The sequence below is a fragment of the Microbacterium sp. LWH7-1.2 genome (assembly GCF_038397755.1).
GTDB lineage: Bacteria > Actinomycetota > Actinomycetes > Actinomycetales > Microbacteriaceae > Microbacterium.
Map to the genome: position 1 here is coordinate 3,735,446 of NZ_CP151637.1, position 24,300 is coordinate 3,759,745.

Here is a 24,300-nt window from a genome sequence, read left to right on the forward strand (position 1 = left end):
AGTCGGCGTCAAGAACATCGTCACGAAGTCTCGCTCGGGGAGTCCGCGGACGGCCGCCCGTTCGTCGAGCAACATCCGAGGAGACACCGCATGAGCTCGAAGGCACCGGTTAAGGCCGAGGCGGCCGCGTTCTCGCACTCGTCAAGGACAACCCTCCCCTCGACACGCAGACCGCGACGAAGAACCGGGCGGATCTGGTGCACGCGTTGCCGCTGACGGGCCGTCGGTCCCGCCGTGGCACAGGTGGTGGACACGCAGATCGTCGGCGTCGGGGTCAGGGTGTATGCCGTGTCGGACTTACCCGACCAGCCGTGCGTGGTCTACTTCGACGGCGGAGGATGGGTGCTCGGAGATGTCGAGCTGGCTGACTCCACCGCGCGACCCGCGGCTCGAGGAGGCCCGATGGTCACGCCCCACGTTGGTGGTCGTCATCCACGGCGGCGGCTGGGAGTCCAGCTACACTTCGGACTACGTCGCGCGGCTCGCCGAAGCCGTCACGGCGCTGGGAGCCGCGACCTGGAACCTCGAGTTCCGCCGCCTCAACAACCCCGGGAGCGAGTTTCCGGGGATGTTCCTCGACATCTCGCGCGGAGTGGACTTCGCACGCGAACTAGCGCGGGAGTACCCGATCGATCTGGACCGAGTACTTCTGCTGGGGCACTCCTCTGGCGGTCATCTCGCGACGTGGGCGGCGGGCCGGAAGAACCTTTCTCCGGACAGCTCGCTGTACGTGAAGGACCCGCTGCTGGTGCGGGGCGTCATCGAACTGGCCGGGGTCCTCGATCTCGAGCACGCCCACAGCGCGGGTCGAACTGACGTCCTCCAAGTGGTTCGCGCAGGTGAGCCTGCGGGGCTGCCGGCCAGGGCGCGCGACGCGTCCGCGATCCGGCTACTTCCCTTCGGTGTGCCGCAGACTCTCATCATCGGGACGAAGGACAACCCATGGCGCATCGAGAGCCACCGGCGCTACCTCGATGTAGGCGCGGCACTGGGCGACGATATCGACCTGATCGAGCTGGAAGGTGCTAATCACTTCGACGTGGTCGACCCGAGCAGTCCGGCGTGGGAGAAGATCGCGAGCGCCGTCCGCGAGTACGCCGGCCTTCGACCCTGCGACGTGTCATAGGACCGCTATGGCGTCGATCTCGATCGTGGCCTCGTTGTACAGGGAGTGAACGCCGACGAGGGTGCTGGCCGGCATCTGGTCGGAACTGATAATCGAGTCGCGCACACGGCGATAGGTCTGCAACTTGTCTTCGTCGAGGTGCTTCACGTAGATGTTCACTCGGACGAGGTTGTCCAGGTTCGTTCCCGCACGGACAAGGGCCTCTTCCAGCGCGCGGAAAGTGAGCTCAGTGGAGCGAGCGAAGTCGTCCGGCACGGGAACGTAGACGCCCGATACATAGACCAATCCGGTCGCCGTGTCGATCACGCTGTCAGAAATACCCGGTACCACGGGGGCGGGGATTCGAGTCAAACGCTGAGCGGTCATCGGCCATCTCCTATTAAGTGATAGTGGACTAATGAAGTGGTAGTGGACGCTGATGAAGCCTACATGATAGCTTGACGCTGACCCGACCACCATGGGCTGGCGTCACCCGAAAGCCGTATCGACCCCGGAGGAAATCATGACGATCGACACTCTTGTTCCGGCACCACGCGAAGCGATCGGGGTCGACCCTGCGCACACGCCCGTCGATGACGAGCTGGTTGCTCGTGCGACCAGTCTTGTGCCGCTCATTCGAGAGCATGCCGCAGAGGGTGCCGCAGCGGAGCAGGTCTCTCAGGTGGTCATCGATGCACTCATCTCCGAGGGTCTGCTGAGCTTGTTCGTGCCTCGTCGCCTCGGCGGCCAGGAGACCACGGCCCGCACGGCTCTCGAGGTGCTGGCAGAGATCAGCCGCGGGGACGGTGCGACGGGATGGATCTCGGCCCTCGTCGGTGTGTCGACCTGGTTCGGAACCACGTACGGGGAGCAGACCCAGCAGGAGATCTGGGGCGACAACCCGAATTCGGTCATCTCGGCTGTCTTCACACCCGGCAGCACGATGGAGCGCGTCGAGGGCGGCTACCTGGTGAGCGGCCGCTGGCCGTGGGCGAGCGGCAGCTATGCAACGAACTGGGCGTGCCTCGGCATCGCCCTCGACGTTCCCGAGGGTGAGGACCCGCGCGGTCTCGCGCTGTTCTCGCGCGACCAGTACTCGATCGAGAAGTCGTGGTTCGTCACGGGTATGAAGGGCACCGCCTCCAATACCGTCGTGATGGAGAACCAGTTCGTCCCTGACCACCGCGTGCAGGGCTTTGCCGCGATGCGCGACGCCGAGTATCTCACCCCGTTCACCGAAGAGCTGACCTCGCAGATGGCGTTCGTCCCGCTCGCCGCCATCATCCTCATCGCTCCGCAGCTGGGCTTGGCGCGCCACGCGCTGGAGCTGACCCTCCAGAAGCTGCCCAGCAAGGGTGTCGCCTACACGCGCTACACGGAGGCACGCAACTCGCCGTCGCATCAGCTCGGCATCGCCGAGGCCACGACCAAGATCCGTCTCGCTGAGCTCCTGGCCGCCAACATGGCCGACCTCATCGACAGCAGCGCTGCCGCGCATGAACTCCAGCCGCTGGAGACGCGCGCACAGATCCGCAACGACGTCGGTGTGGTCGCCGACCTGTGCAAGGAGGCCATCGACATCCTGATGTCCCTCAACGGTGCAGGTTCGTTCGCGGAGCCGAACGTCCTTTCCCGGATCTGGCGAGACTCGGAGATCGCCGCTCGTCACGCGTACGTGACCTCCGCAGTGGGTAAGGAGAACTACGGCCGGGTCCTCCTCGGCACGGACGACCCCATCGTCATGGACGTCTGATCCTCCCCGATATCTACCTCGTGTTCCCAGTAAAGAAGAGAGAAACATGTCGCAAGAACGCTTCACCCGTATCCCGGCGCCCGTTGTCCCCGGTATCGCCGACAGTGTGAAGGTCACCGCAGGAGATCTTCTGTTCGTTTCCGGCGCCGTTGGATTCGAGCAGGACGGATCGGTGCCCGCCGACTTCGCGCGCGCAACGGAACTGACCCTTCGCGAGCTGGAGCGCGCGTTGAAGGCCGGGGGAGCCGACTTCTCCTCCGTCGTTCGCTTCAACGTCTACGTCACCGACCTGAACAAGGAGAAGCTCGGCATCTACCGTCGTGTGCGCGACGAGATCGTCGGCACCGACAACCTGATCGCCAGCACCCTGCTGGGTGTGGCAGCGCTGTTCAACGACTCGACGATCGAGATCGACGCGATCGCCGCTGTCTAGTGGGTTGAAGAAGAGGTGGGCACCGTCGGTGCCCACCTCTTTTCGTTGCCTGCTCGCGCGGTCAGGGGTGCCGGTGGGGCCTTCCGTTCAAGCCCTGACCAGCCGACTGACTGCAGCATGGGCGTACAAGGAGGACACGCACGCGTTAAGCAAGGATTGACATCCTCCCCCGCGACTGTGACGATATGACGATCGCATTGCGGAAGCCGCGGGCGAGGGTGTCCGGACGGGTGCGGAAGCGGAAGGGGCGAGCTCGTGACGATCAGCATCGACATGACAAGACTTGGACACGCGTGCGTGCGGCTGGAGAAGGACGGTCGTCGGATCGTCATAGATCCGGGCGAGTATTCCGATCCAGCCAGTGCTCTTGAAGGCGCCGAGCACATTCTGATCACGCACCAGCATCCCGACCACCTCGACGAGGTAGCCGTCCTCCAGTACCTCGCCGCGCACGCCGATGCCACGGTCCGTGCACCTCAGGTCCCCTCCGCTCGGCTCCTCGCCCAGGCCGAGGCGGCGGGAGTCGGCGAGGATCAGATCATCGCCACCGGCGCAGGCGAGAAGTTCGACAGCGCTGGATTCTCGGTGCGGTCGGTCGGCGGCCAGCATGCCGTGATCCACAGCTTCATTCCGGTCGTCGCGAATACCGGCTACATCATCGACGGGTTGGTGTACCACCCGGGCGACAGTTTCATCGTCCCTGCCGGGCCGGCGCCAGACACGCTCCTCTTCCCGCTTAACGGTCCCTGGAACAAGATGTCGGAGATGGTCGACTTCATCATTGCCGTGCGGCCACGACAGGCCGTGCCCGTGCACGACATACTCCTGAATGAACTCGGGCGCGACCTCTATGTGAATCGGGCGCAGATGTTCGCAGATCGGCACGGTGTGACTCTCACCGATCTCGTCGTGGGCCAGACGATTCTGATCGAAGGGCCTGAGCCGGTGGATGTCGATCCGGCTGCGGACGCCGGTTTCGTCGACAGGCTGGACATCAGGTAGTTCACGGGTGAGGGGAAGTCCCTGAGGGGCGACCCGTCTGCGGGGCGGCGGAGCCGATCAAAGTCGGTTGCCCAACAGTTAAACTAGGATTGACATTTTTCAGTTCCGCTGTACAGTCGGTCCTATGAAAGAGCAACGATGCTCGATCACCCGAATTCGACCTCACACCCACAAGGTGTCACCTGGGCCACCGACGCCCGATCCTTACCGGCAGTACCCCGCTCAACCCGCGGGTCCTGTGATCCGACACTCAGCAGCGAGTGTCAGACGAAGCGCAGGAGGTGCAGCGTCCACCCGACGCCCCAAGGGCCACAGCGAGTCCCGAGCATCTTGGAGAAGCAGAGTGAAGAGAATCCGCATCGGCGCAATCGGCCTGGGGATGGTCGGATCCGCTCAGGTGAAGACGATCGCGAGCTCCGTAGGGGCGGGGGACCTCGTGGCCGTCGCCGACGCCAACCTCGACCGTGCACAGGCAGTCGCGGCGACCTTGCCCGGCGACGTTCGCGTATTCGCCAGCGCGGAGGAACTCATCGCATCGGCTGACGTCGACGCGATCACGATCGCGTCGAGCGCAGAGTCTCATCTCGCCCTGGTGCTGGCGTGCATCGAGCACCGGAAGCCGGTCTTCTGCGAGAAGCCGTTGGCCATGACCGCAGCGGACTGCGGGCTGATCCTCGACGCGGAGATCCGGGCCGGGAGGCGCTTTGTTCAGGTGGGCTTCATGCGTCGCTACGACGCGGCGTTCGTGGATCTCAAAGCGGCGGTGGATACGGGAGAGCTGGGGGAGATCGTGTCGCTGCAGTTCGTGCATCGGGCCGCGGACGTTCCCCCCTCCGTCACCTCGTCGGCCCACACCACGGAAGCGGTGGTGCACGAGGTGGACAGCACACGCTGGCTCCTCGACGACGACATCGTCGAAGTCCGCGTGGCGGGAAACGGCGGAAAGACCGGATTGGAAGACTGGCTGGACCCGCAGTTCTTCTATTTCCGCACCGCGGCCGGTGTGATGATCTATTCGGAGGTCTTCCTCAAGGCCTCCTACGGCTACGAGATAGGCTGCGACGTCATCGGACGTTCGGGCATGGCCCGACTGACCAACGCGACGCCGGTGGCCGTGAGCCTGGACTTCCGTGTCTTCGGTGCGCGAGAGAAGGACTTCACGGTCCGCTTCGGCGATGCGTACCGCCGCGAGCTTGTGGCGTGGGCGCTGGACGCGGTAGAGGGAGTGGTCACAGGCCCCAACGCATGGGACGGTTACTGCGCCGCTCTCGTGACGGACGCCTGTCTTGATTCCCTCCGCAGCGGCGACTCCGTCCAGGTTCACTCCCGTGATCGCCCCGAATTGTACGGCGCAGAGTGAGATCGTGCCTCGTGCCCTCGATGCTGAACGTGCATAGAGGTGATCCCTCGTGGCGCACGGTCGCACGACCCTCGGGGTTGGAACCGCCCTAGTTCACGCCCTCCATCATGATCGTATACTTCGAAGCGATTCCACGTGACTCGCGTGCATCAATCGCGCATGCCTCAAGGGTGAGCAGCGCGCGAGCGGTGTCGTGCGTCTGCGGCGTTGGCTGCCGCGTAGGAACGCCCAAAACAGCCGCAGAATCAACGGTTATCGCCCCCTCAGACCGTCACAACGCTGTGTAAATTCTGCGTTCCAAGAACGCAACGTGGTCTTAATAGTTGCACTCTTGTCGCCAGGCACTGCCCCCGGCTACTGTTGCCGCACCGGCTCTTCGTATACGACAACGACCTACTAGTTCCCGCTTACGCCTTCTACGCGGCGGGTGTGCACACCTGATCTTGTTTGCCGGTCCACAGCAGTACCCGAAAGAAAGTGAGTAAGCGAACCATGAGATTCTCATCACGAACGGTCGCCGCCCTCGGCGTTGCGACCTTGTCGGCGATCGCCCTGACCGGGTGCGTCGCCAGTGCTTCCCAGCCGAGCGGCTCGTCCGCCGGGGACGACTCCGACACGATCATCCTTGGCGCGGCGATGGCCGAGACCGGTTTCATGTCGGTCCCCGACGTCCCCGCGATCAACTCCATGAGGATGGCGATCGATGACCTCAACGAGGCGGGCGGCATCGGCGGGAAGCAGGTCGAACTCCGCGTCGTCGACACCGGCTCCAAGCTGGAGCAGTATGCGCCGGTGACCCAGCAGCTGATCGACGACGGAGCCGAGGTGATTCTGTTCACCTGCGACTTCGATCTCTCGAGCCCCGGAGCCCTCGTCGCCGAGCAGGCCAACGTCTTGAGCGTCTCCCCGTGCATCAACGAGGCTCTCTTCGGTCCGAAGGGTGGGCTCAATCTCAGCTTCTCGTACGGTAACTCCACCATCGGCGAGGGCGTCGTGATGTCGGAGTTCGCCAACAGCAAGGGCTGGAAGAGCGCCGCATTCTTGACCGACACGACTCTCAAGTACACCCAGAGCCAGTGCCAGTATGCCCGTGAGCGCTTCACCGAGCTCGGCGGCACGGACGTGGGCGACTACGAATACGTCCAGGGAGACAGCATCCCGGAGATCGTCTCGAAGATCGCGGGCGGAACTGCGCCCGACGTCATCTTCAACTGCGGGTACCTTCCCGGCGGCGCCCAGGTGGCCAAAGACCTTCGCGACGGGGGCATCACCGCCCCCGTCGTCTCGGGCTTCGGTATGGACGGAACCACCTGGGTCGACGCCATCCCTGGGCTCAAGGACTACTACACCGTCGGACCAGTCTCGCTCACCGGGGACGACCCCGACCCCGCCGTCAATGACTTCCTCGAGCGGTACACGGCCGAGTACGGTGCTCCCGCCATGGGCACGTTCGTGATGGGGCCGTCGGTGATCGATGGGATCGCGAAGGCGTATGACATCGCCGGCACCTGGGACGGAGCCGAGATCGCGGACGCCATGGCGAGCTTCACAGATGAAGAATTCCTCGTCGGTGAGACCACCTTCACGCCGGAGTTCCACATCGCCCTCGAGCGCCCGCAGGCCGTGCGCGTCGTCGAGGACGGAACGCTCAAGTTCGTCGAGCGACGAGCTCCCGAGAAGATCAACGCCAATGGCTGATGTACGCACTCTCCCTGGAGCCGGGCGCGACAGCGTCCGGCTCCGGGGCGGCGGCATCACGCGGTCGTACCGCGGCGTCAAAGCTCTCAACGACGTGCACATCGAGATTCCCCGTGGTCGGGTGACCGGCTTGATCGGCGCCAACGGAGCGGGGAAGTCAACGCTCGTCAACATCCTGAGCGGCTTCGACCGCCCCGACGAGGGCATCGTCGAGATCGACGGCGAGGCTCTCCCGAAGGAGCCTGCGCAGCGTAGGACCCACCGAGGGATCGCGCGTACGTTCCAGCACGGTCACCTCTATCCGCTGCTCACCGTCCTCGAGAACGTCGAGGTCACCGCTCTGGCATGCGGGCTGCATCGTCGCACGGCGCGCGCCCTCTCCCTGGAACTCCTGGCGGAGTTGAATCTCGAAGAGTGGGCACTTCACAGCGCCGACCACCTGCCGCACGGCGTCGAGCGGCGTCTGGGTGTGGCGCGGGCGCTCGCGACGCAACCCAGCTGGGTGCTGTTCGACGAGCCGGCGGCCGGCCTGAACGAGGGGGAGGCGCAGCACTTCCGCGACACGATGCGTACGCTCGCGGAGCGCGGAATCGGAGTGCTCCTGATCGATCACAACATGCCGCTCGTGTTCGGCAGCTGCGACCACATTTTCGTTCTCGGTGCCGGCCGAAACGTCCTGGACGGGTCGCCCGACGAGATTCGGCACGACGAACGCCTCGCCACGTCGTACCTCGGCAACGCGGCCCGACAGATCGCGGAAGGGGGTCAAGATGTCACGCTCTGACACGAACCGTGTACTGACGGTCGACAAACTCAACGTCGCGTACCGTGGGATCCCCGCCGTGCGGGACCTGACTTTCCACGTGGACGCCGGCGAGCTGGTGGGAATCATCGGCCCAAACGGCGCCGGGAAGTCCTCGACCCTTCTCGGCATCGTCAACGCCGTGGCATCCCAGTCCACCGAGACAAGCCTGCAAGGCATCGATCTGCGTCGAATGCCGCCCGAGCGCGTGGCTCGGAGTGGGCTGGCGCTGGTGACGGAGGGGCATCACATCTTCGGTCGGCTGAGCGTGCGTGACAACCTCCGGCTGGGATCCACCGCCCGTCGCGACCGCGCCGGGCTGGAGGAAGACCTCGAGTGGGTCCACGACCTGTTCCCCATCCTGAAGGAGTTCTCCGACCGCCCTGCAGGGCTGCTGTCCGGCGGGCAGCAGCAGCAGCTCGCGATCGGACGCGCGCTACTTGCCGCACCGACCCTCCTGGCTCTGGATGAGCCCTCGCTCGGTCTGTCACCGACGGCGGTCGACACTGTCTTCAGCGCCATCGAAAGCATCTGCGCACGGGGCACAGCGGTGCTGATCGTCGAGCAACGCGCGCAGCAGACGGTCGCCGCGGCCACCCGGACATACGTCCTGAGCGAAGGGCGCATGGCGATGACACTCTCCCCGACCGACGCGGACGACCCCGCGCTCCTCATGAAGGCGTACCTCGGATCGTGATCCCTTTCATTCAGTCACTCATCGACGCGACGTCCGCGGGTGCCGTCTATGCGCTCGCCGCTCTGGGTATCGGACTCGTGTTCGGCGTGCTGCGCCTGGCGAACTTCGCCAACGGCGAGATCATCACGGGCGCCGCCTACGCACTCCTCCTTCTGTGGCCGGTCTCCTGGCCGCTCGCACTCGTCGCCTCCGTCATGGTCGCGATCGCGCTTTCACTGCTGATGGACCTCGCGGTCTTCCGGTGGATGAGGTCGCAATCGCCCGCGGCGCTTCTCATCGCCAGCTTCGGGGTGAGCATCCTGCTGCAGCGCTTCTATGAGGGGGTCTTCGGTGCCAGGGTACGCAGCGGCTCCGTCGCCCCGGCGTTGACGCAATCCGTCAATGTCGGTGGGTTCCGGCTCAGCCTTCTCGCTCTCGTCGCGATCGTTCTCGCGGGGATCCTCCTCCTCGCCGTGCATCTGTTCCTCAGCCGCTCTCGTATGGGACTGCAGGTGCAGGCCGCTGCGGCGGACTTCCGAGTGGCCCGCATTCTGGGCATCCGATCGGGAGTCGTGATCGCCGTGACTCTGGGCATGAGCGGGGTGTTGGCAGCCGCCGTGGCCTTCATCCTCACTGCGCAGTCGGGCGCCGTGGATCCGACCTTCGGCGTTCAGGCGACGGTGTTCGGGCTCATCGGGGCCGTGATCGGCGGGCTGAATCGCGTCGGCGGTGCGGTCGTCGGCGGTTTCGCCGTCGGCTTCACCCTCTCGCTGTTCACCTCTTGGCTGCCGTCCGGATTCGACGACTTCCGCATCGCATTCGTCTACCTACTCGTCATCGTCGTCCTCTTGATCGTCCCGAACGGGATCTTCGCCGGACGCACCGCCAAGGAGCGCACATGACCTCCTCACCTTCTTCCCGCGCTACCCGCTTCGGCTGGGCGGTGCCCAGTTCGGTGCTGTCCCTGTGGACGCTCGCCGTACCACTCGTGGCCGTGTGGCTGTTCACGGCGCTTGGGAGCAACCTGTCGTCCTCCGCGGCGATCGATCTCGGCTATGCACTGGCGAACCTGATCGTCGTCGTGGCGATGTGGACCTTCATCGGCAACAGCGGCGTCCTGTCGTTCGGGCATCTTGCCTTCGTCGCCGCGGGTGCGTGGACGATGTCTCTGCTCACCATCAGTCCCCTCGTCAAATCGTCGATCATGCCGGACCTCGCGCCCTTCCTGGCGGACGCGTCCGTCGCGCCCTTCGTCGCCCTGATCATCGCGGGTGTGGTCGGCGGGCTGACAGCACTCATCAGCGGCTTCGCGCTCATGCGCCTGCACGGGCTCGAGGCTGGAATCGCCACCTTCGCTCTCCTGATGCTGGTCGTTCAGGTCCTGACCTACTGGAGCGCCATCGGCCCGAAGTCCGGTCAGTCGATGACGGGCGTCCCGCGCAGCTTCGATCTGCAGAGCACGATGCTCGTCGCGCTCATCGTGATCGTGATCGCCTGGGGCTATGGACAGAGCCGCAGTGCCCGGATGCTTCGCGCATCCCGCGAGAACGCGCAGGCCGCCCCGGCATCCGGCATCAACACCACCCGCCATCGGATCATCGCGTTCGCGGTGTCCGGTGCGCTCGCAGGCGTCGGGGGCGCGATCTGGGCACAGACCAACCGCGTGGTCCAGGCCTCGCAGTTCGGTCTGGATTTCACCTTCACCACGATCGCCATGCTCATTATCGGCGGGATGCTATCGCTCTGGGGAGCGATTGTCGGCACGCTTGTCATCGCCACGCTGAACCACATGCTCGGTGTCGTCGAGAAGGGTGTGCAGATCGGAGGAGTGATCGTCTCGCTTCCTTCCGGCAGTCGTCTCGTCGTCGTCGCAGTGCTGATGGTGCTGATCATCATTCTGCGACCGTCGGGGATCACCGGGGGACGCGAGGCCCGCTGGCCGTTCCGGCCGCGAGACCCTTTCCCCGCCGCGGTGGGCCGGAACCGGGTTCAACCACCGTCTGAGAACAAGCCAGCTGCTGCCGGAGCAGCGGTCTAAGAGAAGGAATCGATCAAAACATGGGCTTTTTGTCTCACAAGCCGATTGAGAGCGTGGCGGAGGCTCGCACGCGCGCAAAGCGGTTGCTCCCCAAGGATGTCTTCACAGCGATGGAGGCCGGAAGCGACAGCGGAGCCACGATGCGTGAGAATCTGCGTGCGTTCGAACAGATCGGGATGATCCCACGTGTCGGAGTGGACATTCCGACGCGGCCCGATCTGAAGACGCGCTTCATGGGGATGGACATCGACCTGCCCGTCGTCATCGCCCCCGCAGCCGCGCAGGCGATGCACCCCGACGGCGAGGTGGGTGTCGCACGGGCTGCGAGTCGGGCGGGCACCGTGATGGGTCTGTCCAACTTCGCCTCGATGCCCGTAGAATCCGTCGCCAGCGCGAACTCGAACCTCGTCGGCCACCTGTATCTGTCTGGCGATCGCGACACGATGGCCGATCGTGTCGAGCGCTTTCGTCGGGCCGGCGTGAAGGGGTTGATCTTCACGCTCGACCTCTCCGCCAGCCGGGTCGTGCACCAGCCACGAGACTGGGGTTCGCCCGTCTACCCGGACGGGCTCGGTCTCGACACGCTCCTCAAGTACGCACCGACGGCAGCGCTCCATCCTCGATGGACGTTGCGCTACTTACGGCGCGGATCGGTCCCGGGCCTCTACGCGCCGAACATGAGCACGAAGGGTGGACCCGTGCCGACCCTCATCGGAGGGCTGAACGAGTGGATCGGCACGCACATCCCGACCTGGGAGGACATGGCATGGCTGAGCGACCTGTGGGGCGGACCGTTCATGATCAAGGGCCTGGTCGCTCCTGACGACGCACGACGCGCGATCGACGTCGGTGCGACAGCGATCGGCGTCTCCAACCACGGCGGCAACAATCTCGACACGACGCCGTCTCCACTGCGATTCCTCCCCGCCGTGGTGAAGGCGGTCGGCGATCAGGCAGAAGTGACATACGACAGCGGCGTGCGCAGGGGGACCGACGTCGTGAAGGCACTCGCGCTGGGAGCCACTTCCGTCATGATCGGCCGGCCGTGGTTCTATGGCCTCGCGACAGACGGAGAGCGCGGCGTGTACGAGGTGCTGGAGACTTTCAGGATCACTATCGAGCGAGCCCTCGTCGGTCTCGGGAAGTCCTCGATCAAAGACCTCACGCCTGATGATCTGGTGGTCCCGAAGGACTTCTTCATCGACGAGATCACGGTCGCACGATAGCGAATGGCGAGCTCTGAGGAGTGGTGGTCTTGACACACCGGGACTGCAGGGCGAACTCCTCGTCGAAGCTATGCGCGATCTCATCATCGCCGGCGAGCTGGCACCGGGATCGCGCGTGACGGAACCCTCTCTGGCCGGTCGATTCGGGTGTCCCGCGACCCGGTGGGGGAGGGACTCCGAGCCCTCGGCGCGGAAGGATTGATCGACCTCACGCCGTACGCATCCCCACGGTTGCGGGGCTCACCGAAGGATGGCGCGATATGTCCGCGCCGCGCGGAACATCCTGGAGCCGCCGGCTGAGCGTGATGAAGCAGCTCTACACCGCACCGACGAGCATCTCGCGATCATGCGATGGCATCTTCGCCGAGGGGGACGAGGCGCTGCAGCGTGCGGAGACGAGCACGATCAATCGACTCAACTCCCGATTCCACGATGCGACCGCTTCGGCGTGTGACGCTGCCGTCAGCGCCTTCGTAGACGTGCTCAGCAGCCGATCCGAATGGATCAACACCGCCACGGGCACTCCCGACAAACAGAATCTCTGATGCGATCACCACGACATCCGTTTCGCCATCGTGGCAGGAGACGGTCCGCTGGCCGAAGCGCTCATGGCCGCCGATGTGAAAGCGCGCCACCTCCGTGTCATTCCGGCAGTACACCGGACGTCTCGCAACCCCATCGCGCTCCCGCTTAGGAACCATTGCACTGGAGTGAACGCACATGTACTCTTGCTACACATTCTGAGCAGCATTGGTTACCGCCCGCATCCACAACCCGAGAAAGACCGGCATGTCATGAGCGAACATAAGACCGACTACTCCATCTACTCTCTCGAATTCTGCCAGGGCGACGTGCCGACGGACTTCGTTGGAGGAGTGATCATCCATAGCAACGAGGGGATCTCGCGAGCGTCGATGCTGTACACGCTCATCATCGGTGGGGAGGTCGGCGGAAAACAGCACGTGGCACTCGTTGACTGCGGATTCCGCAACGACTACTGGCTCGATCGATTCCCTTTCACCCAGTGGGAAAGCCCGGAGGAGGTGCTCGCCCGCGTCGATCTGCGCCCGGAAGACATCGAGGTGATTCTTGTGTCCCACATGCACTTCGATCACATGGGCAACTTCGAGGCGTTCCCCAACGCCCAGCTGTACGTGCAGCTCGATGAGTACATCGGCTGGTCGCAGGCGGTGGAGACGGCAAACCAGCTGGCCTCCGATGCCGAACGCGCCTGGATCTTCTCTTCATTCGACCCCACCGACCTGACCCGCGCGGCGAAGGGCATCGCGGACGGCCGTATCCGCTTCGTCAAGGGCGACCAGGAGCTTCTGCCCGGCGTGACCGCGCGACTCGCGCGCGACTCGCATACCTTCGGGTCGCAGTGGTTCAAGATCGAGACGCAGAATGGTCCGTTCATCGTCGCGGGGGATACCGTCTATCTCTACGAGAACGTCGAGAGGATGTGGGTTCCCGGCTACGGCCAGGGCAACTCATTCAACCTCATCAACCTCTACAAGACGTACAAAGAGGAACTCAAGGGTGACACGAACAGGCTGATCCCCGGGCACGACCAGGAGATCAAGCGGCGCTACACCTCGTGGAAGTCGGAGAGTGGCAACTCAACCACCGAGATCAATCTCCGGGCGATCGATGCGTCGCGAGCGCCCAGGAGCGGTGAATCGCTGGTTCTCTGACCCACGCGAATCGTGCGTTCCCGTCCGACTCTCTGATCGGGCGGGAACGACGTTTTGTGGGGAGGGCGCCACCGCCTTGCGTTTAGTATTGGTTATGTTCCGTCGCTCCGACTGAACACCACCCGGTCGCACCGACCGTTTCATGGGAGAAACAACATGGCTGCAAGAAAGATTCTGATCGTCGGCGGATCCAGTGGCATAGGCCTCGCGCTGGCACAAGACCTGACGGGCGCCGGCGAGGAGGTCATCGTCACCAGTCGCTCGCTCGAGACAGCAGAGCGGATCGCGGCCGAGATCGGCGGCAAGACACAGGGCATCGCCGTCGATGTGTCGGACCCCGAGGGGATCTCTGCGCAGCTGGCGGGCGTGGGAAAGCTCGACGGCATCGTCCTCAGCGCGATCGAGCGCGATGTGAACACCGTGCGCGAATTCGACATCGGCCGTGCACGGCGTCTCGTGACCCTGAAGCTGCTCGGCTACACGGAGGTCGTCCACTCGCTCATCGATCGGCTCGAGCCGTCCGTCGAGACCGGAATCGTGCTCTTCGGGGGCCGCGCGAAGGATGCACCCTACCCCGGCTCGCTGGTCGTGTCGGCGATCAACGGCGGCGTGGACGGGCTCATGAACGCGATGGCGCTCGAACTTGCGCCCATCCGCGTAAATGCGCTGCACCCGGGCATTATCGGCGATAGCCCGTTCTGGGCCGCAAAGCCCGCCGAGGTGCTCGACGGCTACCGGTCATCGACGCCGGGAGGCGAGCTCGCGACGACGCGGGACATCGTCGACGCGTCGAAGTTCCTTCTCTTCAACCAGGGCGTGTCTGCTCACAGCCTGAACGTCGACCGCGGCTGGCGGATCAGCTGACCCGAGCGCACTCGCCGTCGCTCGCGTCGGGCGCATCAGGGCCGGGTCTGCATCGGCCCCGGCTCTGATGCGTGATCAGCAGGATCGCCCACGCCGTGGGTCTACTGGGCTTCCAGGGAGTCGAGTCGACGCAGTACATCCACCGCGGAACGAGCGGGCGGCCGCGCGGAACTCAGCGTTTCCTGGGCAGCCACCATGTTCTCTCCGTGGCGCCCGACGATGAACCAAATGCCTACCGCGGGAGTGTCCCCGCGATTCGCGGCGAGGTGAGGCTTCGATGAATCGAAATGCCATGAGTCGCCGGCATTCACCTCGTACGTGTCGAACTCCACCTGCAAGTGGAGGGAGCCTTCGAGAAGATAAGCGTACTCGAGGCCGATGTGCCGCATCAGCCGGTCCTCGACCGAGCTGGACGCGCCAGGCTGGTAAGTGACCAGCAGGACATCCGCCGGGCCGCCGGCGCCCATGGCGAGCTTCTCCCACCGAACGCCATTCTCCATCTCGATAACGGGATTCTGGGTCGCGCGCTGCACGATCGATTCTTCCTTGGACAGAGGCAGCGGCGCAGTCCCGGCCGGCTCCAGCCCGAGGAGCTCATCGACGGAAACCGAGAGCAACGTCGCAAGCGAGTACAGTGTCGCGACGGATGGCTGGCTCTTGCCGGTCTCTACTTGAGAAATAAGGCTTGCCGAGACCTTGAGTTCTTGTGCGACGGCACGCAAGCTCAGGCCCTTGGCCTGACGATGGCGGCGGAGGCGGGCGCCGATTTCGTTCGCCGTCGACATGGTTACCTACTCTGGCTCAATAGAGGGGACTTGTCCAGCTTAGCGCGACGGAGAAGAGCTAAGGGTTCACTGCAGAACGACACGCCGGGAAGCTCAGCGCGGAAGCACGGACGCACGTCCGCCCCGAGGCCTGCCCGTCTCGGCCGACGGATCCCATGATCGAGCTGTCGATCATGGGATCCGCAGCTGTTGAGCCTCGCCGAAGAACTGAGTGCGGAGCTGTTCGGGCCTCCTTTACCCCAAAAGGGTTGTTCAATCCTGCTTACAAAATTCACGCACGCCACTGTACGGTTCGAGAAAGACGGCCACAGTATCATCACTGACCCCGGGACACTCAGCACGGAGGCGGAGGTCCTCGCGAGCGCCCTGGGGGTCCTCGTGACACACGACCACTTCGACCACCTGGATGTCGACGCCGTGAAGGAAGCGCTCGCGATGAACCCGCAGCTCCAGGTGTACGGGCCTGTCGGGCTAGCCGAAATCTTCGGATCCGACGATTGTGTCACCGAGGTGAGCCCTGGCGATTCCCACGACATCGGCCCCTTCTCCCTGAGGGCCTTCGGAGGGACGCACGCCGTGGTACACCCGGATATGCCAGCAGGGCGCGACATCTCGTTCCTCGTGGATGGCCGGGTCTTCCATCCCGGTGACTCCTACGAACTCCCGGGCGTTCCCGTCGACACACTGCTGATGCCGACGAGCGGCCCGTGGACATCGATCGGGAAGGCGATCGACTTCATCCGGGGAGTCGCTTCCACTCGGGCGATCCAGATTCACGAGATCGAGCTCAGCGAGCTGGGCCAGGAGTACGCGATGTACTTCCTCGGCGTGGACGGTGTCGGCGGAGTGCCGATCTCCAAGCTCGGTTACGGCCAGTCCGTCGACGTATGACCCCTGTCGGTCAGCAGCTGGCGCGTGGGGTCACCCGATCGGAATGTCCACAGAGACACGGATGGCTCGGCGATGCGATCGCACCGCCGAGCCGTCCGTGGCTGGGCGGTGCGTCAGGCCTCTGCCCGGCCCCAAGGCGTGTTGAGGTGGGACTGGGAGTCGCGGACATCGTTGAGCGGCCCCCCCACGGCGATGTATCGTGGGCCCGCGATAAGGAGCTTTTCGGCGGGGAACTTCGTGATGACCTCGCACCCGTCCGCCGTCACGACGACTTCCTCCTCGATGCGCGCCGCGCCCCAGCCGTCGGCTGACGGCCAATAGGTCTCGAGCGCGAAGACCATCCCCTCCTTCAACTCCTCGGGGTGGTCGAAGGACGTCAGCCGCGAGAAGATCGGCTTCTCCCAGATCGAGAGGCCGACCCCATGCCCGTATTGCAGCGCGAAGGCGGCCTCCTCGTCGGCGAAACCGAACTCTTGCGCGGTAGGCCAGACAGCGCAGATGTCGGCGGTCGTCGCGCCGGGGCGCACCAGGGCGATCGCGCGATCCATGTACTCTCGCGCTCGTGTGTACGCGTCCTCTTGGGCGCGCGAGGCCGACCCCACGGCGAAGGTGCGGTAATAGCACGTCCGGTATCCGTTCCAGCTGTGGAGAATGTCGAAGAAAGCGGGGTCTCCGGGACGGATGAGGCGGTCGCTGAAGACGTGGGGGTGTGGGGAGCAGCGCTCTCCGGAGATCGCATTGACGCCTTCGACGTACTCGGACCCGAGGTCGTACAGCGTCTTCGCCACGAGACCGACGGCCTCGTTCTCGCGGACACCTGGACGCAGGAAGCGGTACAGCTCCTCGTAAGCCGCGTCGACCATGGACGCTGCCTGCGTGAGCAGGCGGATCTCGTCGGAAGTCTTGATGCGGCGCGCTTCCAGGAATACCTGCTGACCGTCGACGACCTTGATGCCGGCTCGTTGGAGAGCGAACAGGACGGGGAGCTCGATCACGTCGACGCCGAGGGGCTCGTTCGCAACCCCGAACTTCTCGAGCTCTCGCTTGATCTTGCGAGCGACCCCGTCGGCGATGCCGGCGTCGACGGGGAAGGCGCCCCGCAGGGTGGAGATGCCCGCCCGGGCACCCGACTCCAGCCGCGGCTTCTTCGTCCCCTCATGTGGGCTATGGGGATCGGCATCCATCTCGGATGAGGTGACGTCGAGCCAGGGATTGTAGAGAGCGTGGTGCTTGGCCGCTGATCCGAAGTCCCACGAGATGGGGTCGGTGTTGCGTGTCAGCAAACTGAAGCGGATGAGCTTGTCCATCGCCCAGGTACCGATGTGGGTGGACGTCATATAACGGATGTTCGAGAAGTCGAATGCCAGGACGGCTCCCAGCTCCGATCGCTGCAGCTCCGCTTTCAAACGGGCGAGTCGCTCGTCGCGAAGCCGGTCGAAATCGACCCGCGCCTCCCAGTCGACGCCGTTCGTGCCTGTGGTGCCGGTGTTCTTCATGTCACTCCTTCGGAGGGGGCACTTGCGCCCCGTGGGATCTCGGGTCGGGCGCGATCGCGGCGCGCATCATGATGCGGTCGCTCGCCCGAGTTCGGCGATGACCGACCAGTCCAGACCCGCGAGCTGGGGATCAGCCAGCGCGGTCTCGAACTGCGCGCGCAGAACCGGCGCCGTCGGCAGCTCAACGTGTCTCTCCGCGGCGAGCTGCTCAGCGAGACTCAGATCTTTCAGGCCGAGCGCGACGGTGAAGCCCGGCGGGTCGTAGCGCCTGTCGGCCATGATGCGGCCGTAGACCCGGTGAATGGGCCCGCCGAAGAAGGTGGTCGTGAACAGATCCACGAAGTCCGACCCGTCGACGCCTTCCGCCTCGACGAGCGCGATTCCCTCAGCCATGGACTCCAGGGCATGGAGCAGCATGAAGTTCATCGCGACCTTCACGGCGTTGGCCCGTCGTGGCGACTCTCCGAGGTACCACCGCTTGACGCTGGCGAAGGCGAGCAGAGGATCGACCTCCGCCACGGCGTGTTGGGGTCCTGCGACGAGGATGTTCAAGCCGCCCTCCGCGGCCACCTCGGGTCGACCCAGGACCGGCGCCGCGATGTAGGTCACACCCGCGTCGGCAAAGCGGCGCGTGAGAAGATCTGCCATCTGGGCGCTGACGGAGGCCAGGTTCACGTGTACGCGGCCTTGCCCGGCGGCTCCGATGCTCGCGCGGCTGAGGACGGCGTCGGCGGCTGAGTCGTCCGCCAGCATGGAGAACGAGACCGGTGCCGCGAGAGCCTCCGCCGCAGAATCCGCTTGTATCAGTCCAGCCCTGAGCAGCTCACTGTCCGGGGCGAGCGGCGTCCGGTTCCAGACCACGATCGGTGATCCCGACCGAGCCACGCGTAGTGAAATGGCCGCTCCCATGCGGCCCAGGCCCAAGAAACCGATGTGGTTCATGCTGAGCCCCTCCTTTCTCGTTCTGACAGCCTGGAAATCGCGTCGACCTGAACCGTCGCTCCGTTGAAGAGCGACTCGACGCCGATCACGGGGCCCAGGTGCGACATCGCGCGGGCGTTCCCCGACACCTCGAGCGGGATGAAATCTGCGCGCTGTCGCCTCGTTTGTCAGTCGTCGCGCCCATATACCCTGTGGAAGGGGGGAGCCGCTGTCGTGGGCAGCTCGGTCTTCCCGTTGATTACATGCCACCGCCGATTGTGATAGACCAACGGCGATGGCTCGCCCGCCTCATCCTCGAGGTGGGGTTTCGCCTCGATCGCCTCGACGATGAGCACCGTCGAACCGTGCACGTCGATGCGTTGCATGACGCGGCCACGCAGCCACGTCACCCCCGGATAGTACGGCTCGCCGGTCGGTAGCCGCCCCCATTCGATGTCGCTTCCGAACCGTGCGGCACCGCTACGCGATCCGAGCCTGGCGAGCGCCACGTGGTCGGCGGCGAGAAGGTGCACGACGACCGTCTCGGCCCTGCAGATGGTCGGGGTGCTCGACGAGATGGCCGAGGCCGAGAACATCAACGTCGGCGGGTCGATCGAGATGGACGCCACTGAACTGACCGTCATGGCCACCGGTCCGTCGCCCGCGTCAGCCGTGACGACGGCCACGCCGGCGGGGTGCGAGCGGAACGCGAAGCGGAACTGCTCCGCAGAAATACGTGGTTCTGCCTCCATTGACATCCTCCGTGCCTCTTCCTGACTCGACGCGACCGTCACACGATGGGCAGCACGAAGCGGGCGTCGTCCTCGCGTCCGAGCAGGACTCTGCCGTAAGCTTCGTACCCGCTCGCGCCGAGCGTGTGACCATGCGTGGCCGCCGTCGCCTGGTTACGCCAGATCCGTTGCAGAGAAGACGCGTCCGCGAACCCGCTCGAGCCGTGAGCCATCATGAGATCGTTGATTACGGCGGTGATCGTCTCCACCACCCATGCCGCCTTCGCGCGCATCTCGATGCGCGTCGCGTACGGAGCGTAGTAGGCTCGATCGGCCCCGGCGTATATCTCATCGGCGACCTGCTGCGCGACGGACTCTGCGGCGCTCAGGTTGACGCTCGCCTTCGCGATCAACGACTGGAAGATGCTGGAGTCCGTCTGCTTCTCGTAGCCGGTGTACGCGATGGATTTCGTGTCGGCGTGGGAGATGACGAAGTCCAGTGCTGCGCGTCCCATGCCGAGATGGGGCCCGACCAGCTTCATGAAAAGCGAGGGAACGAAGACGGTCCGATACGTCGCCTCGGTGTTGCTGCCGAGGTAATCACCCTCGACAGCCGCGGTCAGTGGCAACACGCGGTGAGCAGGTACGAACACATCTTGCGCGATCTGCGTCACGCTCGAGGTGGACCTCATCCCGGCAACATGCCAATTGTCTTCGGAGGACAGGTCAGAAGCGGGAACGAGCGCCAATCCGGCGTCGACGATCTCGCCGGCCGCGTTCTTCAGCGGGATACCCAGCAGCGACCAGCTCGCGTGCGTGCTGCCGGTGCCGTAAGCCCACTTCCCGGAGACCCGGTATCCGCCGTCGGTGGGTATGGAATCGGACGTCGTAGCCAGCACGATCGAGATGAGACGATTCCCGTCGGCATCGTCTCCCCAGACGTCCGCCTGAGCGCGGTCGTCCATCAGGCTGAGGACCCACGCTCCCGAGTCGAGAATGCCGAACACCCACGCCAGGCTTCCATCTCCGCGTGCGACTGCGCGCGCGACGGCCATCGACTCGCGGGTATTCGCAGCGAGTCCGCCGAACTTCTCCGGGGTCGAGACGACGAACGCCCCGGTGCCCACCAGTGCCGCGAACGCCTCGTCGTCCACATGGCGCGTCTGATCACCGCTGCGGCCGCTGGCGACGAGCAGTGGTTGCAGCGCGTCGATCTTGGAGATGATCGCGGACACCTGCGATCGGATCTCTGCCTCACCCATGTCTTGCTCGCTTTCGGCCTGCAGCGCGGTGACATTCGTTCATCACAAAATGACAGAGTCGATGGGCGCTGTCAATTTCTACTGTACATGGAGCGTGACTGGACATGTCGACGCCAGCCTTGTGAGGTCAGCGGCGCGGACGGCGCGCCTGCTCCTACGCGACTCACATCTGGTAACGACGGTGTTCACTGGGGGTCTTGACGGCCCGCAAATGTTCATTAAAGTTGAACGCTACGCAGTTTTCGGGTGGCGGCCAACCCGCGAGCCATCCGGATGAGACCGGTTGTGGAATGCAACCCAACCGGACTGAACGGAGACGCAAGCATGGTCAGAGTGACTTCAGCGGACAGAGAGAGGCCAGCCATCATGGAGCAGACAGCCCACACCGTATCGGCCGATCAGCTCAAGCGGGCCTTCCGAAACCATCCGGCCGGAGTCGCGGTGATCTCCGCCAGTGCGGACGGTGTGAACGCTGCACTCACCGTCAGTTCGCTCTCCTCTTTGAGCGCCGAGCCTCCTCTCCTCGTCTTCTCCGTCTCGGACATCTCGTCGAGCACTCCCGTCGTGCTCGCCGCGGAAACGGTCGTCGTGCACATGCTCGACGCAGGGTGCGCCTGGCTGGCGAAGCTCGGCGCCGAGCGCGGCGCTGACCGGTTCAAGGACGCGGGACAGTGGGACGTGCTGCCCGGAGGCGAGCCCTTCTTCGTCGGCGCCCCCGTGATCGTCCGCGCGCGGGTGGTCGACCACGTGCGGGCCGGCTCGTCGACTCTCTGCATCCTAGAGGCGGTCGAGATCGTCGACCGAGGCGAGGTGGAGTCCGACGCGGCGCGGCCGCTCGTCTACCACAACCGTACGTGGCATGAACTGAGCCCGGCCTCGACTCTGGCGTTCTGACCGATCGCGCTGTGCGACCTGACGCTCGAACGCTGACAGGACACCGACGGACGAAAGAGCCCCTGGTTCGCGCGAGCTGCGGCCTGAGGGGGAGGCGTACGACCCTGAGCGCCGACCCCGACCACGCCGTCCAAGCGGAGGAGGAGCGGAACTGATGCGGAGCCGAAGCTGTACGTCGCCGTCGGCATCTCGGGTGCGATCCAGCACCAGGCCGGTATGCAGACCGCGAAGACGATCGTCGCCATCAACAAGCACGCTGACGCCCCATCTTCGAGATTGCGGACTTCGGCGTCGTCGGCGACCTGTTCACGGTCGTGCCGCAGCTGATCGCCGCGCTCGAGGCGAAGCAGGCGTAACCGGCGATGGCCTAGGGATCTGCGGTGCGCGGCGGTCTGCCGCGCGTCTCCGGCGGTGAGCCCTGGCCTCCCGCCGGCACCGCGCCCGTCGCCGTCGAGACCCCCGTCACTCCGCCCGACGCCAACAGACGACTCCCTCCCTCCCCGAACTCGCGGCGGATGCTAGGCCGGGGTTCAGGTGGCGCGATACGCGGCAACGGATGCCACCACCCCGCGCGTCGCGACACCCGAGGCGTCCTCGACGGCGGGGCGGAGCGTTCGCCGAGGCCGGCCGCGCGTGTCGGGCGGCCAGTCATAGCCTCCCGTAGAGGCGACGAGCTCCGCCGCGAAGGTGGCAGCAGTGGCCGCCACCGAGACCGCCTGATGCTCCTATGGTGTCAAGTCGCGTGAGTTGAGCCAGCTGTCGTAGTTGGTGAGGAAGACGGCATCGTGGACCTGGCCGCGCTCGGCGAGGGAGATCTTCGCGGTGCTGACGCCGAGTCCGACCGCTGCGTGGACCTGGAGCAGGCCGAGCTCTTGACGCTTGGGGCGCAGTTCGCGATAGTCCGCGGCGGGGGGTGGGCTGGTGATGGGGGTGAAGACTTCGCGGGCGATCGCTCGCTTGAGGCAGCGGAGAATCTCTTTGGTGTTCTTCCCTTCATTCCGCTTCTTGGCGATGTAGTCGCGAGTGCGCTGGTCGCAGGTGATCCGGGCGACGGCGATCTGGTGCAGGGCGGAGTTCGCGTGCCTGTCCCCGCCGCGATTGAGGCGGTGACGGGTCGTCTTGCCGCTGGAGGCAGGGATCGGATTGGTGCCGCAGAGCGCCGCGAAGGATGCCTCTGGCGTAAGCCGGTCGGCGTTCTCGCCCGCCGTGATCAGCAATTGCGCGGCAGTGACGGTGCCGATGCCCTTGGTTTGCTGCAGGGCGGGATTCGCTTGCGCGACCAGCTGCTCGAGCTCAGCGTCGAGCGCGGCGGCTTCGACGCTGAGGAGCGGGTATCGCCGGGCCAGCGACTTCAGCGAGGACAGGACCGTCCTGCTGAGTAGGTTCTCCTCCATCGCTGGCCGGGTGCGAGCGAGTGCCGGAATCAGCTTGCCATCACTGTGATCCCGGGTATCTGGCGCGGATCTGCTCGGGTGAGGTGACCAGCAGGCTCTTGATCTGCACTCGCGTCGCAGCACGCGCCTTGACCGCGCTGCGACGCGGCGTGGCCGTAGCGGAGGGCCTCCACGACACCGTCCAGCTGCTTCGGTTCGGGATGACCTGGGCCGGCGAGCACGGCTTTCGCGGCCTCGTAGGCGTCGATCGGGTCCGACTTACCCCGCATCCGGCCGACCTCACGATTGGGGCGGATGACTTCGACGACACGGATCCCCGCTGATTGCAGATGCATCGTGACGCCTGCGCCATAGGAATGCGTTCCTTCGATGCCGACGTGCTGGACCAAGCCGAACGCACCGATGAACGCTGCGATGGCCTGGTACCCGATCAGTGTCGCCGGGAACCCGGCATCGCCGAGCCTTCGACCGTCGGCATCAATCACCGCGACATGGTGCGTATCGGCGTGCGTGTCGATGCCGGCGGGGACTTCCGGCTGGATCGTTGTCATGATGGTTCCGCCTTCCACTTCCCTGTGAGGGCTCGCCGGTCAGGGAGGGCAGACAAGACGTTGATGGGGGCTTCGACCCAAGCTCCTATGAGGTCATGCCAGCCCTGGCCGGCTCGCGAAACCCTGTCCCGGGTGGACAGATCAGATGCAAGGCACGAAGCCCGTCGACGACAGGGTCACACCCAGGACAGGGACGACTTCATTCTTCAACGTCGACGACGGTCCAACCTGAAGCCAAAGCGACGCTCGAAAATGAGGCCACCGGTTCGTCGTTTCGTTAGTCTGCCGGATCCTGGGTTCTGATGCTCGGGAGGCTGTCGATCCCTCGTCCGCGGAGCCGGTAGCTGGCGCCTTTGAGGGTGAGTACGTCGGCGTGGTGAACGATCCTGTCGATCATCGCGGCAGCGACGGCCTGGTCTCCGAAGACACCGCCCCAGCCGCTGAACGGCAGGTTGCTGGTGAGGATCAGCGACACGTGTTCGTAGCGAGACGAAACGAGCTGGAAGAAGAGATTCGCGGCGTCTTGCTCGAAGGGCAGGTAGCCGACTTCGTCGACGATGATCAGCCCGTAGCGGCGTAGCCGGGTGAGCTCGCGCGGCAGGTTCCCTTGCCGATGCGCGTCGGTGAGGCGGGTGACCCAGTCCGTCGCGGTGGCGAACAGCACTCGATGCCCGTGGCGGGCGGCGACAATCCCGAGCGCGGTGGCGAGGATGCTTCTACGTCG

Annotated in this window: 25 protein-coding genes and 2 pseudogenes; 17 read left to right on the plus strand and 10 right to left on the minus strand. The window is 65.0% G+C overall.

Annotated elements, in window-relative coordinates; all coding sequences use genetic code 11:
• Positions 1–421: 421 nt before the first annotated feature.
• Complete coding sequence (locus MRBLWH7_RS17265) at positions 422–1,126, plus strand: alpha/beta hydrolase (protein WP_342002114.1); 705 nt, start codon at positions 422–424, stop codon at positions 1,124–1,126.
• On the opposite strand, the gene MRBLWH7_RS17270 is transcribed toward MRBLWH7_RS17265, so the two are convergent.
• The gene (locus tag MRBLWH7_RS17270) at positions 1,121–1,492 is read right to left on the minus strand and encodes a RidA family protein (protein ID WP_341996725.1); all 372 of its coding nucleotides are present in this window, start codon (positions 1,490–1,492) and stop codon (positions 1,121–1,123) included. The two genes, MRBLWH7_RS17265 and MRBLWH7_RS17270, sit on opposite strands and share 6 nt — an antisense overlap.
• A gap of 136 nt (positions 1,493–1,628) precedes the next feature.
• Here MRBLWH7_RS17270 and MRBLWH7_RS17275 point away from each other — a divergent pair, with 136 nt between their 5' ends.
• The 13 genes from MRBLWH7_RS17275 to MRBLWH7_RS17335 all read left to right on the plus strand — a co-directional run bounded on the left by MRBLWH7_RS17275 (position 1,629) and on the right by MRBLWH7_RS17335 (position 14,651).
• Complete coding sequence (locus MRBLWH7_RS17275; RefSeq protein ID WP_341996727.1) at positions 1,629–2,858, plus strand: acyl-CoA dehydrogenase family protein; 1,230 nt, start codon at positions 1,629–1,631, stop codon at positions 2,856–2,858.
• Between the two features lie 46 nt (positions 2,859–2,904).
• The gene (locus MRBLWH7_RS17280; RefSeq protein ID WP_341996729.1) at positions 2,905–3,291 is read left to right on the plus strand and encodes a RidA family protein; all 387 of its coding nucleotides are present in this window, start codon (positions 2,905–2,907) and stop codon (positions 3,289–3,291) included.
• Positions 3,292–3,546: 255 nt separating this feature from the next.
• On the plus strand, positions 3,547–4,293 hold the full coding sequence (locus MRBLWH7_RS17285) for an MBL fold metallo-hydrolase (RefSeq protein ID WP_341996731.1): 747 nt from the start codon (positions 3,547–3,549) through the stop codon (positions 4,291–4,293).
• 343 nt (positions 4,294–4,636) lie between these two features.
• Positions 4,637–5,653 carry a Gfo/Idh/MocA family oxidoreductase gene (locus tag MRBLWH7_RS17290; protein WP_341996732.1) on the plus strand — a complete coding sequence of 339 codons (1,017 nt, stop codon included), beginning with the start codon at positions 4,637–4,639 and terminating at the stop codon, positions 5,651–5,653.
• A 492-nt stretch (positions 5,654–6,145) separates the two neighbouring features.
• Positions 6,146–7,351, plus strand: coding sequence for an ABC transporter substrate-binding protein (locus MRBLWH7_RS17295; RefSeq protein WP_341996733.1), 1,206 nt, complete (start codon positions 6,146–6,148; stop codon positions 7,349–7,351).
• Positions 7,344–8,135 (plus strand): ATP-binding cassette domain-containing protein, encoded by a 792-nt coding sequence (locus MRBLWH7_RS17300; protein ID WP_341996735.1) that lies wholly within the window; start codon positions 7,344–7,346, stop codon positions 8,133–8,135. The genes MRBLWH7_RS17295 and MRBLWH7_RS17300 overlap by 8 nt, the downstream gene beginning before the upstream one ends.
• The gene (locus MRBLWH7_RS17305; RefSeq protein WP_341996737.1) at positions 8,122–8,850 is read left to right on the plus strand and encodes an ATP-binding cassette domain-containing protein; all 729 of its coding nucleotides are present in this window, start codon (positions 8,122–8,124) and stop codon (positions 8,848–8,850) included. The genes MRBLWH7_RS17300 and MRBLWH7_RS17305 overlap by 14 nt, the downstream gene beginning before the upstream one ends.
• Positions 8,847–9,731, plus strand: coding sequence for a branched-chain amino acid ABC transporter permease (locus tag MRBLWH7_RS17310; RefSeq protein ID WP_341996740.1), 885 nt, complete (start codon positions 8,847–8,849; stop codon positions 9,729–9,731). Before MRBLWH7_RS17305 ends, MRBLWH7_RS17310 begins: the two co-directional genes overlap by 4 nt.
• Entirely contained in the window at positions 9,728–10,867 is a 1,140-nt protein-coding gene (locus MRBLWH7_RS17315; RefSeq protein WP_342002116.1) for a branched-chain amino acid ABC transporter permease, read from the plus strand. Before MRBLWH7_RS17310 ends, MRBLWH7_RS17315 begins: the two co-directional genes overlap by 4 nt.
• A 20-nt stretch (positions 10,868–10,887) precedes the next feature.
• Positions 10,888–12,093 (plus strand): pre-mycofactocin synthase MftD, encoded by a 1,206-nt coding sequence (gene mftD / locus MRBLWH7_RS17320; RefSeq protein ID WP_341996742.1) that lies wholly within the window; start codon positions 10,888–10,890, stop codon positions 12,091–12,093.
• Positions 12,094–12,353: 260 nt separating this feature from the next.
• Positions 12,354–12,638: a hypothetical protein gene (locus MRBLWH7_RS17325; RefSeq protein ID WP_341996744.1), complete on the plus strand. Its 285-nt coding sequence runs from the start codon at positions 12,354–12,356 to the stop codon at positions 12,636–12,638.
• Between the two features lie 249 nt (positions 12,639–12,887).
• Complete coding sequence (locus MRBLWH7_RS17330) at positions 12,888–13,787, plus strand: N-acyl homoserine lactonase family protein (RefSeq protein WP_341996746.1); 900 nt, start codon at positions 12,888–12,890, stop codon at positions 13,785–13,787.
• A gap of 156 nt (positions 13,788–13,943) precedes the next feature.
• Complete coding sequence (locus MRBLWH7_RS17335) at positions 13,944–14,651, plus strand: SDR family NAD(P)-dependent oxidoreductase (protein ID WP_341996748.1); 708 nt, start codon at positions 13,944–13,946, stop codon at positions 14,649–14,651.
• 101 nt (positions 14,652–14,752) lie between these two features.
• On the opposite strand, the gene MRBLWH7_RS17340 is transcribed toward MRBLWH7_RS17335, so the two are convergent.
• Positions 14,753–15,436, minus strand: a complete 684-nt coding sequence (locus MRBLWH7_RS17340; protein WP_341996750.1) for a helix-turn-helix domain-containing protein — start codon at positions 15,434–15,436, stop codon at positions 14,753–14,755.
• Positions 15,437–15,625: 189 nt separating this feature from the next.
• Between MRBLWH7_RS17340 and MRBLWH7_RS17345 the strand changes: the two genes are divergently transcribed.
• Complete coding sequence (locus MRBLWH7_RS17345) at positions 15,626–16,327, plus strand: MBL fold metallo-hydrolase (protein ID WP_341996752.1); 702 nt, start codon at positions 15,626–15,628, stop codon at positions 16,325–16,327.
• A gap of 113 nt (positions 16,328–16,440) precedes the next feature.
• On the opposite strand, the gene MRBLWH7_RS17350 is transcribed toward MRBLWH7_RS17345, so the two are convergent.
• The 4 genes from MRBLWH7_RS17350 to MRBLWH7_RS17365 form a co-directional block, all read right to left on the minus strand.
• Positions 16,441–17,823 carry a Xaa-Pro peptidase family protein gene (locus tag MRBLWH7_RS17350; RefSeq protein WP_341996754.1) on the minus strand — a complete coding sequence of 461 codons (1,383 nt, stop codon included), beginning with the start codon at positions 17,821–17,823 and terminating at the stop codon, positions 16,441–16,443.
• Between the two features lie 66 nt (positions 17,824–17,889).
• Positions 17,890–18,747 (minus strand): NAD(P)-dependent oxidoreductase, encoded by an 858-nt coding sequence (locus MRBLWH7_RS17355; RefSeq protein WP_341996756.1) that lies wholly within the window; start codon positions 18,745–18,747, stop codon positions 17,890–17,892.
• 185 nt (positions 18,748–18,932) lie between these two features.
• The gene (locus MRBLWH7_RS17360) at positions 18,933–19,496 is read right to left on the minus strand and encodes a flavin reductase family protein (protein ID WP_341996759.1); all 564 of its coding nucleotides are present in this window, start codon (positions 19,494–19,496) and stop codon (positions 18,933–18,935) included.
• A gap of 38 nt (positions 19,497–19,534) precedes the next feature.
• Positions 19,535–20,737 (minus strand): acyl-CoA dehydrogenase family protein, encoded by a 1,203-nt coding sequence (locus tag MRBLWH7_RS17365; RefSeq protein ID WP_341996761.1) that lies wholly within the window; start codon positions 20,735–20,737, stop codon positions 19,535–19,537.
• Between the two features lie 366 nt (positions 20,738–21,103).
• Between MRBLWH7_RS17365 and MRBLWH7_RS17370 the strand changes: the two genes are divergently transcribed.
• Together MRBLWH7_RS17370 and MRBLWH7_RS17375 are read left to right on the plus strand one after the other, a co-directional pair.
• The gene (locus MRBLWH7_RS17370) at positions 21,104–21,631 is read left to right on the plus strand and encodes a flavin reductase family protein (RefSeq protein WP_341996763.1); all 528 of its coding nucleotides are present in this window, start codon (positions 21,104–21,106) and stop codon (positions 21,629–21,631) included.
• Positions 21,632–21,793: 162 nt separating this feature from the next.
• Positions 21,794–21,987 (plus strand): annotated as a pseudogene (locus MRBLWH7_RS17375) (FAD-binding protein); the annotation flags it as partial.
• A 174-nt stretch (positions 21,988–22,161) separates the two neighbouring features.
• Here MRBLWH7_RS17375 and MRBLWH7_RS17380 read toward each other — a convergent pair.
• The 4 genes and pseudogenes from MRBLWH7_RS17380 to MRBLWH7_RS17395 all read right to left on the minus strand — a co-directional run.
• Positions 22,162–22,338: a hypothetical protein gene (locus MRBLWH7_RS17380; RefSeq protein ID WP_341996765.1), complete on the minus strand. Its 177-nt coding sequence runs from the start codon at positions 22,336–22,338 to the stop codon at positions 22,162–22,164.
• A gap of 18 nt (positions 22,339–22,356) precedes the next feature.
• Entirely contained in the window at positions 22,357–23,025 is a 669-nt protein-coding gene (locus MRBLWH7_RS17385; RefSeq protein ID WP_341996767.1) for a transposase, read from the minus strand.
• Between the two features lie 29 nt (positions 23,026–23,054).
• A complete protein-coding gene (locus tag MRBLWH7_RS17390) occupies positions 23,055–23,576 on the minus strand; it encodes a transposase (RefSeq protein ID WP_341996769.1) in 522 nt (173 codons plus the stop codon).
• 277 nt (positions 23,577–23,853) lie between these two features.
• Positions 23,854–24,294, minus strand: a pseudogene (locus MRBLWH7_RS17395) (ATP-binding protein); the annotation flags it as partial.
• Positions 24,295–24,300: the final 6 nt, after the last annotated feature.